The organism is Azohydromonas lata NBRC 102462 (assembly GCF_001571085.1).
Taxonomy (GTDB): domain Bacteria; phylum Pseudomonadota; class Gammaproteobacteria; order Burkholderiales; family Burkholderiaceae_C; genus Azohydromonas; species Azohydromonas lata.
In genome coordinates this window covers 15,769-32,510 of sequence record NZ_BCTC01000008.1, presented here as the reverse complement: position 1 = coordinate 32,510, position 16,742 = coordinate 15,769, and the positions used below count along the sequence as shown (strand labels likewise).

Here is a 16,742-nt window from a genome sequence, read left to right as displayed (position 1 = left end):
AGTACCGACATGAAAGTACGTGCTCAGATCGGCATGGTCCTGAACCTGGACAAGTGCATCGGCTGCCACACCTGTTCCGTCACCTGCAAGAACGTCTGGACCAACCGCAAGGGCCTGGAATACGCCTGGTTCAACAACGTCGAGACCAAGCCCGGCATCGGCTACCCCAAGGAGTGGGAGAACCAGGACAAGTGGAACGGCGGCTGGAGTCGCAACGCCGACGGCTCGATCGAGCCGCGCCAGGGGGGCAAGTGGAAGCTGCTCATGCGCATCTTCGCCAACCCCAACCTGCCGCAGATCGACGACTACTACGAGCCCTTCACCTTCGACTACGATCACCTGCAGTCCGCGCCGGAGAGCAAGGCCGCCCCCACGGCGCGCCCGCGCAGCCTGATCACGGGCCAGCGCATGCAGAAGATCGAATGGGGGCCGAACTGGGAGGAGATCCTCGGCGGCGAGTTCGCCAAGCGCAGCAAGGACGCGAACCTCGCGACCTTCGAGGCGGCGCAAAGGGAGATCGTCGGCCAGTTCGAGAACACCTTCATGATGTACCTGCCGCGGCTGTGCGAGCACTGCCTCAACCCGGCCTGCGTCGCATCGTGCCCGTCCGGCTCCATCTACAAGCGCGAGGAGGACGGCATCGTCCTCATCGACCAGGACAAGTGCCGCGGCTGGCGCATGTGCGTCTCCGGCTGCCCCTACAAGAAGATCTACTACAACTGGGAGACGGGCAAGGCCGAGAAGTGCATCTTCTGCTACCCGCGCATCGAGGCCGGGCAGCCCACGGTGTGCTCCGAGACCTGCGTGGGCCGCATCCGCTACCTGGGCGTGCTGCTCTATGACGCGGACCGCATCGAGCAGGCCGCCAGCATCGAGCACGACAAGGACCTCTACCAGGCGCAGCTCGACATCTTCCTGGACCCCAACGACCCGCGCGTGATCGAGCAGGCCCGCGCCGACGGCATCCCCGAGGCGTGGCTGGAATCCGCGCGCAGGAGCCCGGTCTACAAGATGGCCGTGGAGTGGAAGGTGGCGCTGCCGCTGCACCCCGAGTACCGCACGCTGCCCATGGTGTGGTACGTGCCGCCGCTGTCGCCCATCACGTCCGCAGCGCAGGCCGGGCACCTGGGCACCAATGGCCAGATCCCGGACGTGCAGCAGATGCGCATCCCCGTGCAGTACCTGGCCAACCTGCTGACGGCCGGCGACGAGAAGCCCGTGGTGCGCGCGCTGGAGCGCATGCTGGCCATGCGCGCCTACCAGCGCGACAAGCACGTGGAGGGGCGCGAGAACCTGTCGGTGCTCGCGCAGGTCGGCCTGGATCGCGCCGAGGTCGAGGCCATGTACCAGGTGATGGCCATCGCCAACTACGAGGACCGCTTCGTCATCCCGACGGCGCACCGCGAGTACGCCGAGAACGCCTTCGACGTGCGCGGTGGCTGCGGCTTCAGCTTCGGCAACGGCTGCTCGGACGGTGCGGGCGAAACCAGCCTGTTCGGCGCCAAGAAGCGCCGCACCATTCCCATCCAAGCCAGCGTCTGAGGCCAGGGGAGCAAGCGATGTTCAACAAGGCTAGGAACCACCGGCTCACCGCCCGCGTGCTCGCGGCGCTGCTGGGCTACCCGGGCGCCGAGCTTCGCGCCGCGCTGCCGCAACTGGCGCAGGCCCTGGACGAGGAGGGCGCGCTGCCCGCGGCGCGCCGCGACGAGCTGCGCGCGCTCATGGCGGGCCTGCAGCGCGGCGACGCCTACGAGCTGGAGGAGCGCTACGTCGAGACCTTCGACCGTGGCCGCGCCACCTCGCTGCACCTGTTCGAGCACGTGCACGGCGATTCGCGCGAACGCGGCCCGGCCATGATCGACCTGCTGCAGACCTACGAGCGCGCCGGCCTGTACTTGGGCGACGAGGAGTTGCCCGACCACTTGGGCGTGGTGCTGGAATTCGCCTCGACGCAGCCGCCGGCGGTGGCGCGGGAGTTCCTGGGCGAGATGGCGCACATCCTCAACGCCGTCTTCAGCGCGCTGCTCCAGCGCGGCAGCCCCTACGCCTGCGTGCTGGGTGCCGTGCTGGAGCTGGCCGGCGAGAAGCCGCAGGCCGTGGCGGTGCAGGCCGACGAGCCCCTGGACGAGGCCTGGGCCGAGCCGCCCGCCTTTGACGGCTGCAGCACGCGCGGGCAGTCCGCGCCCGGCCAAGCCCAGCCCATACACGTCGTGCGCAAGAACGCCGCCCACGCGGCACCCGCCCAAGGAGCGCAAGCATGAAAGCCCTGGACCATTTCTTCTTCGGCCTCTATCCCTACCTCTGCCTGGCCGTCTTCCTCGTCGGCAGCCTGATCCGCTTCGACCGCGACCAGTACACGTGGAAGAGCGACTCCTCGCAACTGCTGCGCGGCGGCAGCCTGCGCGTGGGCAGCAACCTGTTCCATGCCGGGGTGCTGTTCCTGCTGTTCGGCCACACGGTGGGCATGCTCACGCCGCACGCGCTGTATGAGCATTTCATGGGTGCGGGCACCAAGCAGATGATCGCCATGGCCAGCGGCGGCATCGCCGGGCTGCTGGCCTTCACCGGCGTGAACATCCTGCTCAACCGCCGGCTGTCCGACGCGCGCATCCGCGCCACGTCCAAGACCAGCGACATCGTGCTGCTGGTGCTGTTGTGGATTCAACTGGCGCTGGGCCTGGCGAGCCTTCCGTTCTCCGCCCAACACCTGGACGGCAGCGTGATGCTGGTGCTCTCCGATTGGGCGCAGCGCGTGGTGACGCTGCGCGTGGACGGGGCGGAGCTGGCCTCGGTGGGCTGGGTGTTCAAGCTGCACATGATCCTGGGCATGACGCTGTTCCTGGTGTTCCCCTTCACGCGGCTGGTGCACGTGTGGAGCGGGCTGGCCTCGGTGGCCTACGTGCTGCGTCCGTACCAGGTGGTGCGCAGCCGGCGCTTGAACCTGCCGGCGGGCCACCTGGCGCCGCGCCGCACGCTGGAAAACACCGTGGGCCGTCCGGCCGTGAGCGTGCACGGCAGTGCCGCGCCGGCCAGCGTGCAGCCGTCGCACGGACGGGGTTGAAACCAGGCCGCAACCAAGGAGCCCACCATGAGCGGATGTGCAGGCAACTCAGGCGACGGCTGCGGATGCAGTTGTGGCGGCGCGCGCCTTCAGGCGCGCGAGTTTGAAGTGATGGACGAGGCCGTGGCCGCCATGCTGGCCGTGCCACCACCGGTGGAGGCTGACGAGCCCGTGGCCCGCGTCAACGGCATCGCGCTGCATGCGCCGGGACAGCGGCCGGAGGAGGCGGCGCTGCGCCAGCGTGCGTACAGCGAGCTGCTGCGCCAGGCGGCGTTGGGCGCCGGCTTGCTGGACGCGGCGGACGTGCCGCAGCTCGACGGCAGCATGAGCGCCGCGGCGTCGCTGGCCATAGAGGCGTTGCTGGAGCGCGCGCTGCAACTGCCCGTCATCGACGAGGCCGCGTGCCGCCGCCACCACGCGGCCCAGCCGCGGCGCTTCGGCGGGCCGGAGCGTGTGGCGCTGCGCCATGTGCTGTTCGCCGTCACCCCGGGTGTGGACCTCAACGCGCTGCGCAAGCGCGCCGAGGCGCTGCTGCTGGAGCTGCGCTGCGCCTCGGCGCAGGACGGCGCGTTCGGCAAGGCCGCCGCCGAGCTGTCCAACTGCCCAAGCGGCGCGCACGGGGGCGCGTTGGGCGAGCTCACCGCGGCGGACGTGGTGCCGGAGCTCGGCAAGGAAATCTTCGGCCACGCCGAGGTCGGCGTGCTGCCGCGCCTGGTGCACAGCCGGCATGGCTTGCACGTGGTGGAGGTGCTCAAGCGGGAGCTGGGCGATCCGCCGCCGTTCGAGCAGGTGCACGCCGCGGTGGCCCAGTCCATGCGGCAGCACGCCTGGGTGCTGGCGCTGCGGCAGTACCTGCAACGGCTGGCGGGCACGGCCGAGCTGGCGCATGTCAGCCTCGACGGGGCCGATACGCCGCTGGTGCAATGAGCACGGCCGGGTCGCGGTACAGGCCACCGCGGGCCTTGGGCTGACGGCGCGCCCGGCCATGGCATGAAGCCGTGGCGCCCGCGCAGCCCCATCAAGCTCACCGGCGGGCCTTCGAGGTGAGACAGTTGAGGGCGCGGACGGCACGCTGAATATCGGCAATGGGGATTATGTCAACCTAATTGTGCAGGCGCTGTCGCCGCGGGTGGGCTTTTTGGGGCCCTTGATGGCTTTCCCCGTGCAGGCGGCGCGCTGGGGCGTGTCACTGGTTGCGCCGGCACCGCCTGCCCTGCGCTGGAGTTTCCATGTCCCCCGTCATCCACAGCCTCCTGGAGACCGATCTCTACAAGTTCACGATGTGGCAGGCCATGCTGCACCGGCACCCGCGCACGCAGGCCGAATACCACTTCGTGTGCCGCAACCGCGAAAGCGCCGACCTGGGCGCGCTGCTGCCGCAGGTCGAGCAGGAACTGGACGCGCTGTGCAGCCTGAGCTTCAGCAAGGCCGAGCTGGCCTACCTGCGCTCGCTGCGCTACATCAGCCCGGACTTCGTGGACTTCCTGCGCATCTTCCGCTTCCAGCGCGAGTTCATCCGGGCTTGGGCCGACGGCGATGAGCTGCACATCGTCGCCGAGGGCCCGCAGGTGCACGTGATGGCGTTCGAGATCTACGTGCTGGCCATCGTCAGCGAGCTGCACTACCGCCGCTTCGACGCCGAACCGGCGCTGGCCGAAGGCCGGCACCGCCTGCGCGCCAAGCTTGAAACGCTGCAGGCCTTCGACGCGGAGCCCAAGCGCCGCAATCCCTTCGACCTGTTCGACTTCGGCATACGCCGCCGCTTCAGCGGCCCCTGGCACCGCGAGGTGGTGGACGCTTTCCGGCGCGCCGTGCCGCAGTACTTCAAGGGCACGTCCAACGTCTTCCTGGCCGCCGAGCTGGACCTCGTGCCCATAGGCACCATGGCCCACGAGTACCTGCAGATGTACCAGGCGCTGGGCGTGCGGCTGCGCGACCACCAGAAGGCCGCGCTGGAAGACTGGGTGCAGGAGTACCGCGGTGACCTGGGCACGGCGCTGACCGACGTGGTGGGCATGCGCGCCTTCCTCTCCGACTTCGACCTCTACTTCGCCAAGCTCTTCGACGGCCTGCGCCACGACTCCGGCGATCCCTACTGGTGGGGCGAGCTGGCCCTGGCCCATTACGACAAGCTGCGCATAGACCCCGGCACCAAGCGGCTGGTCTTCTCCGACGGCCTGGACGTGGACAAGGCCCTGGCCCTGTACCGCCACTTCGCCGACCGCACGCAGTGCGGCTTCGGCATCGGCACGCACCTGACCAACGACCTGGGCCTGCCCGCGCTCAACATCGTCATGAAGCTGGTGCGCTGCAACGGCCAGCCCGTGGCCAAGCTCTCCGACTCGCCGGGCAAGACGCTGGCCACCGACGCCACCTTCCTGGCCTACCTGCGCCAGGTCTTCGACGCCCCGGCGGCCTGACGCCGGCTGGCCGCGTCCGGCCGTCGCCACCAAGGCACTTCATTTGCTGTGCGCCGCTGAGCCTTGAACCCGGCGGCTGCCCGCCTTGCGCCGCAGCCCTGTCCTTTGCACGTCCCATCCTGGTGCCGTTCTCCGTGCGCAGCCGCGGGGCGGTGCCGCATGCCCGGGCCGTTGTCCTGCCGGCGGCGTAACGCCTCGCGCGCCCCGCGCGGCCTTGCCGACGCCTGCCGCAGCCCTGCGCGCATGCACTTTCGCGGGTTCCCAGCGCCTCGGCGTGGTGGGAGCACCACTGCTGCGCTGCAACATGCCGGCAAAACCCGTAGAATGAACGTTCATTCAGTAAAAACCATTCCGGGTGTGCTTCGCGCCCGCGTTGCCACTCCTTACGCCATGCACATGCTGCGTCCTCCTTACCGCCTCACTTTTTCCACCACCTTGCTGGCGCTGGCCTGCACGGCTGTCGTCATGCTGGCGGGCTGTTCCAAGGAACAGCCCGCCGCCGCGCCGGCCGCGCCGCCGCCGGCCCAAGTGGGCGTGATGACGGTGCAGGCTCAGCCGCTGACGCTGCGCACCGAGCTGGCCGGGCGCACCACGCCCTACCTCGTGGCCGAGGTGCGGCCGCAGGTGGGCGGCATCATCCAGAAGCGGCTGTTCGAGGAAGGCAGCTTCGTCAAGGCGGGCCAGACGCTCTACCAGATCGACCCCGCCACGCTGCAGGCCGACCTGGAAAGTGCCCGCGCCACGCTGGCCAAGGCGCAGGCCAATCTCGCCACGGCCGACCTGCGCGCGCGCCGCTACGACGAGCTGGTCACCATCGACGCCGTGAGCAAGCAGGCCCGCGACGATGCGCAGGCCCAGCTGCTGCAGGCCAAGGCCGACGTGGCCACGGCCAATGCGGCGGTGAAGACGGCGCAGATCCGCGTCGACTACGCCCGCGTGAGCGCGCCCATCTCCGGCATCGCGGGCCGCTCCACCGTCACGCCGGGAGCCCTCGTCACCGCCACGCAAACCGCGCCGCTGGTGACCGTGCAGCAGCTCGACCCCATCTACGTGGACATCCAGCGTGCCAGCGCCGAGCTGCTGCAACTGCAGCGGGCCTTTGCTTCCGGCAAGCTGCAGCGCCTGGACGGCAACCGCGCCCGCGTCAAGCTGCAGCTCGAAGACGGCAGCACCTTCCCCGTGGAAGGCACGCTGAAGTTCGCCGAGGCCACCGTGGACCCCACCAGCGGCAACGTCACGCTGCGCGCCGTCTTCCCCAACCCCAAGGGCACGCTGCTGCCGGGCATGTACGTGCGCGCGCTGCTGGACGAGGGCACGACGCAGCAGGCCATCCTGGTGCCGCAGCGCGCCGTCACGCGCGACCCCAAGGGCAACGCCCTGGCCATGGTGCTGGGCGACGACGGCAAGGTGCAGCCGCGTCCGCTCAAGGTGGACCGTTCCGTGGGCGACCAGTGGCTGGTGACCGACGGCCTCAAGCCGGGCGACAAGCTCATCGTGGACGGGCTGCAGAAGGTGCGCCCGGGCGCACCCGCACGCGGCGTGCCGGCGGAGGCCGCGTCGGCGCCGGCTTCCGGCGTCCCCGGCGCGCCGGCCGGTGCCGCCTCCGGCGCGCCGACCTCGGGTGCCGGCGCCGCGCCCGCGGCCGCTGCTTCTTCCGCTTCCGGCGTCAACGCGACGACCGCCGCCAACTGACACGCTGAAGGCGCCTTCACATGTCCCGCTTCTTCATCGATCGGCCCATCTTCGCGTGGGTGATCGCCATCATCATCATGCTGGCCGGCGCGCTGGCCATACGCACGCTGGCCATCGAGCAGTACCCGCCGATCGCGCCGCCGCAGATCACCATCAACGCCGTGTACCCCGGCGCCTCCGCCAAGACGCTGGAGGACACGGTGACGCAGATCATCGAGCAGCGCATGAAGGGCCTGGACGGCCTGACCTACATGTCGTCCACCAGCGACGCGCAGGGCAACGTGGCCATCACGCTGACCTTCGACGCTCGCACCAACCCCGACATCGCGCAGGTGCAGGTGCAGAACAAGCTCGCCGCCGCCACCTCGCTGCTGCCGCAGGAGGTGCAGCGCCAGGGCGTGCAGGTGGTCAAGAGCCGCGTCAACTTCCTGATGGTGCTGGGCTTCGTGTCCGAGGACGGTTCCATGAACCGCACCGACATCTCGGACTACGTCTCCTCGCAGCTCATAGACCCGCTCAGCCGCGTCCCCGGCGTCGGTGAAGTCACTTTGTTCGGCGCCCAGTACGCCATGCGCGTGTGGCTGGACCCGGGCAAGCTCGACCAGTACAAGCTCACGCCCGCCGACGTGGCCGCGGCCATCAAGGCGCAAAACGCGCAGGTGTCCGCCGGCCAGTTGGGCGCCGCGCCCGCGCAGGCCGGCCAGCAGCTCAACGCCACGGTGACGGCGCAGACGCGCCTGCAAACGCCGCAGCAGTTCGAAGGCATCCTGCTGCGCACCACGACCGAAGGCGGCCAGGTGCACCTGCGCGACGTGGCGCGGGTGGAAATCGGCGCCGAGACCTACTCGCTGGAGTCCCGCTACAACGGCAGCCCCGCTGCCGGTGTGGCGCTGCGCCTGGCCACCGGCGCCAACGCGCTGGACACGGCCGACGCCGCCCGCGCCGCGCTGCAGCGCCTGGAAAAGAACTTCCCCGCCGGCATGAAGGCCGTGGTGGCCTACGACACGACGCCTTTCGTGCGCCTGTCCATCGAGGAGGTGGTCAAGACGCTGATCGAGGCCGTGGTGCTCGTGTTCCTGGTGATGTTCCTGTTCCTGCAGAACTTCCGCGCCACGCTGATCCCGACGATCGCCGTGCCCGTGGTGCTGCTGGGCACCTTCGGCGTGATGTCGGTGGCGGGCTTCTCCATCAACACGCTGACCATGTTCGGCCTGGTGCTGGCCATCGGCCTGCTGGTGGACGACGCCATCGTGGTGGTGGAGAACGTCGAGCGCGTGATGACCGAGGAGGGCCTGTCGCCCCGCGACGCCACGCGCAAGTCCATGCAGCAGATCACCGGCGCGCTGATCGGCATCGCCCTGGTGCTGTGCGCGGTGCTGGTGCCCATGGCCTTCTTCGGCGGCTCCACCGGCGTGATCTACCGCCAGTTCTCCATCACCATCGTCTCGGCCATGGCGCTGTCGGTGCTGGTGGCGCTGGTCCTCACGCCCGCGCTGTGCGCGACCATCCTCAAGCCCGTCAAGAAGGGCGAGCACCACGCGCACGGCCGCTTCTTCACCTGGTTCAACCGCACTTTCGACCGGGGCACCAACGGCACGCAGCGCAACGTCTCGCGCATCCTCTCGCGCCGCGGCCGCTGGCTGCTGGTGTACGGCGTGATCGTCGCGGGCCTGGCCGTGCTCTTCGTCCGGCTGCCGCAGTCCTTCCTGCCGGACGAGGACCAGGGCATCCTGTTCACGCAAATCCAGTTGCCCGCCGGCGCCACGCAGCAGCGCACGCTGCAGGTGATCGAACGCGTCGAGAAGCACTTCCTGGAGAAGGAAAGCTCGCGCGTGCAGTCCATCTTCACCGTGGCGGGCTTCAGCTTCGCCGGCCGCGGCGAAAACATGGGCATCGGCTTCGTCCGCATGAAGGACTGGAGCGAGCGCAAGGGTGCCGAGAACAGCGTGCGCGCCATCGCCGGCCGCGCCATGGGTACCTTCATGCAGTGGCGCGACGCCATGGCCTTCGCCTTTGCGCCGCCCGCGGTGATCGAGCTGGGCAACGCCACGGGCTTCGAGTTCTACCTGCAGGACCAGGCCGGCCTGGGCCACGAGGCGCTGATGCAGGCGCGCAACCAGTTCCTGGGCATGGCGTCCAAGGAGCCGTCGCTGGTGGCGGTGCGGCCCAACGGGCTGGACGACTCGCCGCAGCTGCGCATCGACGTGGACCAGGCCAAGGCCGGCGCGTTGGGCGTGTCGGTGGCCAGCATCAACGACATGCTCGCCAGCGCCTGGGGCGGCTCCTATGTGGACGACTTCATCGACCGCGGCCGCGTCAAGCGCGTCTACATGCAGGCCGACGCCCCTTTCCGCATGCAGCCCGAGGACCTCAACGACTGGAAGGTGCGCAACGCCTCCGGCCAGATGGTGCCCTTCAGCGCCTTTGCCAACGCGCACTGGGAGCTGGGCTCGCCGCGGCTGGAGCGCTTCAACGGCGTGAGCGCGGTGCAGATCCAGGGCCAGGCCGCGCCGGGCACCAGCTCCGGCGACGCGCTCAAGACCGTGGAGAGGCTGTCGGCGCAACTGCCTCCGGGCTTCGGCATCTCGTTCAGCGGCCTGTCCTACCAGGAGCGCATCTCCGGCTCGCAGGCGCCGGCCCTCTACGCCATCTCCATCCTGGTCGTGTTCCTGTGCCTGGCGGCGCTGTATGAAAGCTGGTCCATCCCCTTCGCGGTGATGCTGGTGGTGCCCCTGGGCGTGTTGGGCGCGGTGCTGGCCGCCTTCGGCCGCGGCTTGAGCAACGACGTGTACTTCCAGGTCGGCCTGCTGGTGACCGTGGGCCTGTCGGCCAAGAACGCCATCCTGATCGTGGAGTTCGCCAAGGACCTGATGGAACAGGGCCAGGGCATCGTGGAAGCGACGCTGGAGGCGGTGCGGCTGCGCCTGCGGCCCATCCTGATGACGTCGCTGGCCTTCGGCCTGGGCGTGCTGCCGCTGGCGCTGGCCACCGGCGCCGGGTCCGGCTCGCAGAACGCCATCGGCACCGGCGTGTTGGGCGGCATGCTGGCCGCCACGCTGCTGGGCATCTTCTTCGTCCCGCTGTTCTTCGTCGTCGTCCGCAGCCGCTTCAAGGGCAAGACGGCGCCTTCCGCGGCTGGCGCCGCCTCCGCTTCGGTGGCGGGTGACCATGCCTGAGCAAGCCATGAATAGAAACTTCCCCCGACTGGCCGCGGCGGCCGTGGCCGCCCTCGCCTTCCTCAGCGGCTGCGCGAGCCTGGCGCCCACCTACGAGCGTCCGGCCGCGCCGGTGCCGGCGCAACTGGGCAGCACCACGGCCGATACCGCCGCCGCGGCCACGGCCGTGGCCGACATCGGCTGGCAGTCCTTCTTCGGCGACGAGCGGCTGCAAAAGGTGATCGCGCTGGCGCTGGAGAACAACCGCGACCTGCGCATCGCCGCGCTCAACATCGAGCGTGCCCGCGGCCTCTACGGCGTGCAGCAGGCCGACCTGCTGCCCTCCGTGGGCGTGGCCGCCGGCCAGACCGCGCAGCGCGTGCCGGGCGACCTCAGCACCAGCGGCCAGGCCCGCGTCACGCGCCAGTACAGCGCCACGCTGGGCTTCAGCGCCTACGAGCTGGACCTGTTCGGCCGCGTGCGCAGCCTCAACGACGCCTCGCTGCAGCAGTTCCTCTCCAGCCAGGAGGCGCGCCGCGCCACGCACATCGGCCTGGTGTCGCAGGTGGCGGCGAGCTGGCTGACGCTGGCCGCCGACCGCCAGCGCCAGTCGCTGGCCGAGGCCACGTTCAAGAGCCAGTCCGACACGCTGCGCCTGACGCAGCGGCGCTTCGAGCTGGGCGTGTCGTCGGACCTGGACGTGCAGCGCGCCCGCACCACGGTGGAAACCGCCCGCGCCGACGCCGCGCGCTATGCCGGCCAGGTGCAGTCCGACCTGCAGTCGCTGCAGCTGGTGGTGGGCCGGCCCGTGCCGGCCGAGCTGCTGCCCAACGAGCAGGCGCTGTCGCTGGCCTTCGCACCGCTGCCCGCGGGCCTGTCGTCCGAGGTGCTGCTGCAGCGGCCGGACGTGGCGCAGGCCGAGCGCGACCTGCAGGCGGCCAACGCCACCATTGGGGCGGCGCGCGCGGCCTTCTTTCCCCGCATCTCGCTCACCGCCTCCATCGGCACGGCCAGCTCCTCGCTGTCCGGCCTCTTCGGCGCGGGGTCGGGCATCTGGAGCTTCGTGCCGCAACTGGCGCTGCCCATCTTCGACCAGGGCCGCAACCGGGCTAATCTGCAGGTGGCGCAGGCCGACCGCGACATCCGCGTGGCGACCTATGAGCGCAGCATCCAGTCGGCCTTCCGCGAGGTGGCCGAGGGGCTGGCGCAGCGCGAAAGCCTGGTGGAGCAGCTTGCCGCGCAGCAGTCGCTGGAAGAAGCGGCACAGCGGGCGCAGTTCCTGTCGCAGGCGCGATTCGAGCGCGGCGTGGACGATTTCCTGAGCGTGCTGGACGCCCAGCGCTCGCTCTACACGGCGCAGCAGGGGCGCATCACCACAGCGCTGGCGCAGCAGATCAACGCCGTGACGCTGTACAAGGCGCTGGGCGGCGGCTGGGAAGCCTCCACCCGCACGGCGTCCACCGCCGCCGGCGGAGCCCGCTGACATGGCGCCGCCCAGCGACAGCGAGCGCGCCGAGGCGCGCCGCCAGCAGGTGCTGGACGCGGCGGCCCAGTGCTTCCGCGGCCACGGCTTCCATGGCGCGAGCATGGCCGAGATCGCCCGCACCGCGGGCATGAGCCCCGGCCACATCTACAACCTGTTCCAGAACAAGGAAGACCTGATCGCCGCCATCGTGGCGCGCGACCAGGCCAACTGGCTGGCCAAGGCTGAGGCCATGCTGCGCGCGCCGGACGTGGCCCAGGCCATGCTCGACGGCGTTCAGCAGGGCGTGGAGGAATGCACCGCGGCGGCCGACGCCGCCTTGCGCCTGGAAGTGGCCGCCGAGGCGGGCCGCAACCCCAAGCTCGCGGCCATCGTCCAGGCGGCGGATGCCGCCAGCCGCGAGCGCTGCAAGGCGCTGCTGCGCTTGGCGCTGCGACAGCGCGGCGTGGAACTGGAGCCGACCACGCTGTGCGCGCGTGCATCCGCGTTGGCGGCCATCTTTGACGGGCTCATGGTGCGCTGCGTGCGCGAGTCCGGTGTGGACCGCGCTGCCTTGACGTCGGAAATCCGCCGCCTGGTCCAGGCTTTGATCGAAGCCTGAAAGAGCAGGGTAAGGAAGAGGTCTTCGGACCTCTTTACAACATACACGTAACTTTTGGAGTGCAACTTATTGCTACCCTGCCCTGATTATTTTAAAAATGCACCAGCATTTTATTTATTAATAACTCCTTGATAAATGGCGCAACAATTTCAATTATTTGAATATATATCACGGCTTATTTGGCAGTGAGCCAACCGCCTCTCCAGGCTGGATGGCTGGGTTTTGGGCCGATTGAGAGAAACAAAGAAGATTTCAGGTCAAGTAAAAGTAAATCGCGGCTTGACATGAAAATTTAAAAAAACCAGGGTATCACTTGTTCTCAAAGGACACGTGTATGTTGTACTTTGAGGTCCATTTACTCGGATCAAGGGTTGCAACGTTGAGCACAAAAAAACCGGCTGCGTACGGCCGGTTTTGCTGAACAAACGGCCGATGAATCAGGCCGTCGGCGGCACCGCCACCGTGGCGGCCTGGCGTGCGGCTTGTTGCGTGGCTTTGGCCAAGGTTGCGGGCGCCTGCTGCATCAGCGTGGCGCTGCCTTGGCCCAGTTCCATCAGAAATTCCATGTAGTTTTTCATCAGGCCCATCATCAAATCGGCCAGGGCGTTGGGCGGCACGGCCATGGGCGAGGCCGAGGGCTGCTGATTGAACATGCGCTGCGCCTGCGTCATGGCCTGGGAAACCATTTCCGGCGACAGCGAGAATTTGGTCAGCAATTCGAGGTTGGATTGCGCCAGTTTGGTGAACGGGGCCATGAAGGGTTGCATCACGTCGGAGGGCATGCGGAAACTCCACTGGTTGGGAATGAAGGCCACGGGCTGTCTTCTAGAGAAATGGGCACCGGGCGCGGTACAGCGTCGGACCCTGGCTACCACCGCGCATCAGCCCGGCAGGCCCAGGGTTTCCACCAAAAGAGCAGGCGGCTTGCCCGCTGTGAAACCCCGTTGCCGTCAACCGCGTACCCGCTATGCCGCGTTGGAACCGGATCGGCTTTCCCAGCCCCGCAACAACTGCCCGGCTTGGCCCTGCTGCAGGGCGGGCACGCACTTGCTTACGACAATCGCACCATGTTCTCCAAATTCCTGACCTTTTCCGCCGCCCTGCTGCTCAGTGTCGTGGCGGTTGCCCAACCCTCCGGCAGCGACAACGCCCAATGCGTGGCGGTCTTGAAGCTGCAGTCCAACGATCTGGCCGGCCAGGTCAAGGCCGGCAACGAGGCACGCAAGCCCGAATTGCTGCAAGTGCTGCGTCAAGGCGCCGCCTTCGTGGGTGACGCATGGCTGGACGGCTCACGTGACGAGGACAAAGCCAAGGCCAAGCTGGACCAGGCCGAGGATCAAGTCCGCAGGCTGGAACCCGCCAAGGCCCGTGCGCTGCGACAGCAATGCAGTACGGAGGCCGACACCATGATCCGCCAGGCCCCCGGCTGGCAGCGCAAGGTCATAGACCGCTTCGCGCAGGCCCGCATGGACAAGATGCTGCAGTCGCCGCAGTAAGCGGCGGCGCCTGACGGCCGCGGCGGCCGCATCAGTCGCCGGCGGCGGGTGGCGGCTCCTGCACCGCTCCTTCGCGCGTCAGCAGCGCGCGCTTGCGCTCCACGCCCCAGCGGTAGCCGGAAATCCCGCCGTCACTGCGGACGATGCGGTGGCAGGGAATGGCCACCGCCAGCACGTTGGCCGCGCAGGCGCCGGCCACGGCACGCACCGCGGCGGCCGAACCCACGCGCGCGGCCAGTTCGGCGTAGCTCAAGGTCTGGCCCGGCGGCACCTGCTGCAGCGCCTGCCACACCCGCTGCTGGAAAGCCGTGCCGCGGATGTCCAGCGGCAGCGCCACAGGCGCGCGCGGGTCGTCCACCAGGCCCACCACGCGCGCCACCAGCGACTCGAAATCCGCGTCGCCCCCATGCAGCCGCGCCTGCGGAAAGCGGCCTTGCAGTTCCTGGACAAGCGCGTCGGCCTCGTCACCCAGCGAGATCGCGCACACGCCGCGCCCGCTGCAGGCCACCAGGATGGCGCCCAAGCTGCACTGGCCCACGGCGAAGCGGATGTCCGCCTCCTGCCCGCCCTTGCGGTACTGGCCGGGCGCCATGCCCAGCAGCGCGTCGGCTTGCGCATAAAAGCGCCCGCTGGAGTTGAAGCCCGCCCCGTACAGCGCCTGCGTGACGTTGGCCTCGCCGTCCGCCAGTGCCTGCTGCACGCGCCGCGCGCGCAGGGCTTGGGCGTAGGCACGGGGCGTGAGGCCCATGGCGGCTTGGAACACACGGCGCAACTGCACGGCGCTCATGCCGGCCTGCTGCGCCAGTGCCTGCAGCGGCGGCGGCGTGTCCTCGGCCTCGATGTGGCGGCACAGCACGGCAATCAACTGCGCGCGCCGCACCGCAGGTGCCTCGCCGTCCGGATCGCAGCGCCGGCAGGCGCGAAAACCCGCTGACCGCGCCAACCCGGCATTTTCGAAAAACACCACGTTGCCCGGCCGCGCCCGCCGCGAGGGACAGGCCGGACGGCAATAAATACCGGTGCTTCGAACGGCGTAAATGAAATCAGCCTGCGGATCGCGGGTCAGGACGGCGCTCCAGCGCGCATCCGTCGAAGCGGTTTCATTGGAAATGGCGATGGAATTCATGGCGGGGTTGGTCAGCGCGTGGACTACGGCAGAACTGTAGAGGCCGGCCGCGCGCCAAACACCTCGCTAACGAACATCAAAACCACCGGACACGCTGGCCGGGCCTGCTCCACGCGCAACGGCGGCTGCGCGGAGCAGTCGCAATGCCGTCAAGGCCACCGCCCGCGCGTGCTGCGGCAGACTTCGTGCACCGGGCTCAACCTCCAGGCTGTTCCTGCTCCTGTTCCTGCTTTTGGGCGGCATGGTCCTGCTGGAATTCGGGTTTGAGCTCGGCCACTCGATAGCCCTCCTTGAGCAGCGCCTTGCGCAGCCACTCAGGGTGCTCGCCGTCGCCGTCCCAGGTTTCACCGGTCACCGGATGGCGGTATTTCACATACCCCGGCAAGGGGGCGCTGGTGCGGCGGGCAGGCGCTGGCGACAACGAGCCCAACTCCTCCGGCGTGATGTTCCAAAACTCCATCAACTGCCGAATCTGGTGCATGGCAATGCGTCGCGCCCTGCTCGCGTTATCAAGGTCTGTCATGGGTGAACGAATAGGGAGAAGAACCGCAACGGCTGGGATGAACCGACACGCGGGCTTGGGCAGTAAGAAGTGGGCAATAAATGCGCCTTGTATAATAAATTTACATAATTCACGCAATCAAGGCCTTTGCATTCCAACGCGTGTACTCCCGTTTTCTACGAATTCAGGCTCAAACCGGGTTCTGAACGCGTGCCCTATGACTGCGAAATTTGCATGGAAACATCAGAAAAGCGTTCCAGTGGCAAGGTCGCTTTTGGCAGCGGCGTTGGGCGAACGCTGTAACTGATACATTTTCGCGATGGCCCGCGTGACGCGGCCCCTGCCTGAAAGCCTGTACTGACCGACGCAGGCTTGCTCGATTCGCCACTTCTCGGTCTTTGCGCTGCTGCGGTTGTCTGTCAATGGCAGGCAACGGCGTTGCGCTCCGCGGTTTCGGCATTCGGCCGGAATCTTTTTAAGTTTTCCGGCCAGGTGCCGCGTGCGAAAGCGGCGCCGGCTGCCGCGTTGGGCAGCCTGCTTGGGCCGGCTATTGAAAGACGTCCATAGACACCTTCACCCCCCAGCCCTTTTGCCGTCCGGCTGCCCTGGTGCAGCCCTGCCCGCGAGCACGCCGCAGCATGTGTGCCCGCATCCACTTCAAGCTGATGACTGCGTGACCCCATGGCCAAGGAAGAACTCATCTCCATGAACGGCGTGGTGCGCGAAGTCCTGCCCGACTCGCGTTTCCGCGTGGAACTGGAAAACGGCCACGAACTGGTGGCCTACACCGCGGGGCGCATGCGCAAACACCACATCCGCATCCTTGCCGGCGACAGTGTTTCGCTGGAACTCTCCCCCTACGACCTCAGCAAGGCGCGCATCACGTTCCGTCATCTGGAGCGCCGCGGCCCGGCTGCCGATTTCCAAGGAGGACGCTCGCGATGAAGCCCCAAGACGAAACCACTACCGTCATTCAGGACGACGGCCTGCGCTACAAGCGCAAGGCCGCCGGCTCGCCGTTCAGCCCCGGCGGCAGCGGCGGCATGCATCTGGCCACCATGTCCTGCTTCAAATGCGGCGTGCACCGCCCGCGCGCGGAACTCGTGTCCAAGAAGCTGCTGGGCAAGAACCAGCTCGTCTGCGCCGCCGGCTGCAAGTCCCGCTGAAGACGCGGGCCGCTCACGCGCCGCGTTGCGCCCCGCCGGC

15 protein-coding genes are annotated in these 16,742 nt (G+C 68.4%); 12 read left to right on the top strand and 3 right to left on the bottom strand.

Going from position 1 to position 16,742, the window contains the following annotated elements:
* Positions 1–9: 9 nt before the first annotated feature.
* From narH to ALA01S_RS04930, 9 genes are all read left to right on the top strand, one after another.
* A complete protein-coding gene (narH, locus tag ALA01S_RS04970; protein ID WP_066332867.1) occupies positions 10–1,542 on the top strand; it encodes a nitrate reductase subunit beta in 1,533 nt (510 codons plus the stop codon).
* A gap of 17 nt (positions 1,543–1,559) precedes the next feature.
* Complete coding sequence (gene narJ, locus ALA01S_RS04965; RefSeq protein ID WP_066332864.1) at positions 1,560–2,261, top strand: nitrate reductase molybdenum cofactor assembly chaperone; 702 nt, start codon at positions 1,560–1,562, stop codon at positions 2,259–2,261.
* On the top strand, positions 2,258–3,061 hold the full coding sequence (gene narI, locus ALA01S_RS04960) for a respiratory nitrate reductase subunit gamma (RefSeq protein WP_084267229.1): 804 nt from the start codon (positions 2,258–2,260) through the stop codon (positions 3,059–3,061). Before narJ ends, narI begins: the two co-directional genes overlap by 4 nt.
* A gap of 27 nt (positions 3,062–3,088) precedes the next feature.
* Positions 3,089–3,988 carry a peptidylprolyl isomerase gene (locus tag ALA01S_RS04955; RefSeq protein ID WP_084267228.1) on the top strand — a complete coding sequence of 300 codons (900 nt, stop codon included), beginning with the start codon at positions 3,089–3,091 and terminating at the stop codon, positions 3,986–3,988.
* Positions 3,989–4,290: 302 nt separating this feature from the next.
* Complete coding sequence (gene pncB, locus ALA01S_RS04950) at positions 4,291–5,481, top strand: nicotinate phosphoribosyltransferase (protein WP_066332860.1); 1,191 nt, start codon at positions 4,291–4,293, stop codon at positions 5,479–5,481.
* Positions 5,482–5,871: 390 nt separating this feature from the next.
* Entirely contained in the window at positions 5,872–7,173 is a 1,302-nt protein-coding gene (locus ALA01S_RS04945) for an efflux RND transporter periplasmic adaptor subunit (RefSeq protein ID WP_169805851.1), read from the top strand.
* Positions 7,174–7,193: 20 nt separating this feature from the next.
* Entirely contained in the window at positions 7,194–10,349 is a 3,156-nt protein-coding gene (locus ALA01S_RS04940; RefSeq protein ID WP_066332856.1) for an efflux RND transporter permease subunit, read from the top strand.
* 7 nt (positions 10,350–10,356) lie between these two features.
* On the top strand, positions 10,357–11,811 hold the full coding sequence (locus ALA01S_RS04935) for an efflux transporter outer membrane subunit (RefSeq protein WP_066332993.1): 1,455 nt from the start codon (positions 10,357–10,359) through the stop codon (positions 11,809–11,811).
* A gap of 1 nt (position 11,812) precedes the next feature.
* Positions 11,813–12,412: a TetR/AcrR family transcriptional regulator gene (locus tag ALA01S_RS04930; RefSeq protein WP_066332853.1), complete on the top strand. Its 600-nt coding sequence runs from the start codon at positions 11,813–11,815 to the stop codon at positions 12,410–12,412.
* A gap of 437 nt (positions 12,413–12,849) precedes the next feature.
* Here the strand turns inward: ALA01S_RS04930 and ALA01S_RS04925 are convergent, their stop codons facing one another.
* Entirely contained in the window at positions 12,850–13,227 is a 378-nt protein-coding gene (locus tag ALA01S_RS04925) for a hypothetical protein (protein WP_066332851.1), read from the bottom strand.
* 252 nt (positions 13,228–13,479) lie between these two features.
* Between ALA01S_RS04925 and ALA01S_RS04920 the strand changes: the two genes are divergently transcribed.
* Positions 13,480–13,908 (top strand): hypothetical protein, encoded by a 429-nt coding sequence (locus tag ALA01S_RS04920; RefSeq protein WP_157118770.1) that lies wholly within the window; start codon positions 13,480–13,482, stop codon positions 13,906–13,908.
* 31 nt (positions 13,909–13,939) lie between these two features.
* Here ALA01S_RS04920 and ada read toward each other — a convergent pair whose 3' ends face one another.
* Together ada and ALA01S_RS04910 are read right to left on the bottom strand one after the other, a co-directional pair.
* Positions 13,940–15,034 (bottom strand): bifunctional DNA-binding transcriptional regulator/O6-methylguanine-DNA methyltransferase Ada, encoded by a 1,095-nt coding sequence (gene ada, locus ALA01S_RS04915; RefSeq protein WP_066332842.1) that lies wholly within the window; start codon positions 15,032–15,034, stop codon positions 13,940–13,942.
* Between the two features lie 196 nt (positions 15,035–15,230).
* Positions 15,231–15,515, bottom strand: coding sequence for an H-NS histone family protein (locus ALA01S_RS04910; protein ID WP_238455698.1), 285 nt, complete (start codon positions 15,513–15,515; stop codon positions 15,231–15,233).
* A gap of 702 nt (positions 15,516–16,217) precedes the next feature.
* Here ALA01S_RS04910 and infA point away from each other — a divergent pair.
* Positions 16,218–16,481 carry a translation initiation factor IF-1 gene (infA, locus tag ALA01S_RS04905; protein WP_066332838.1) on the top strand — a complete coding sequence of 88 codons (264 nt, stop codon included), beginning with the start codon at positions 16,218–16,220 and terminating at the stop codon, positions 16,479–16,481.
* Positions 16,478–16,702, top strand: coding sequence for a hypothetical protein (locus ALA01S_RS04900; protein ID WP_066332834.1), 225 nt, complete (start codon positions 16,478–16,480; stop codon positions 16,700–16,702). The genes infA and ALA01S_RS04900 overlap by 4 nt, the downstream gene beginning before the upstream one ends.
* Positions 16,703–16,742 lie beyond the last annotated feature (40 nt).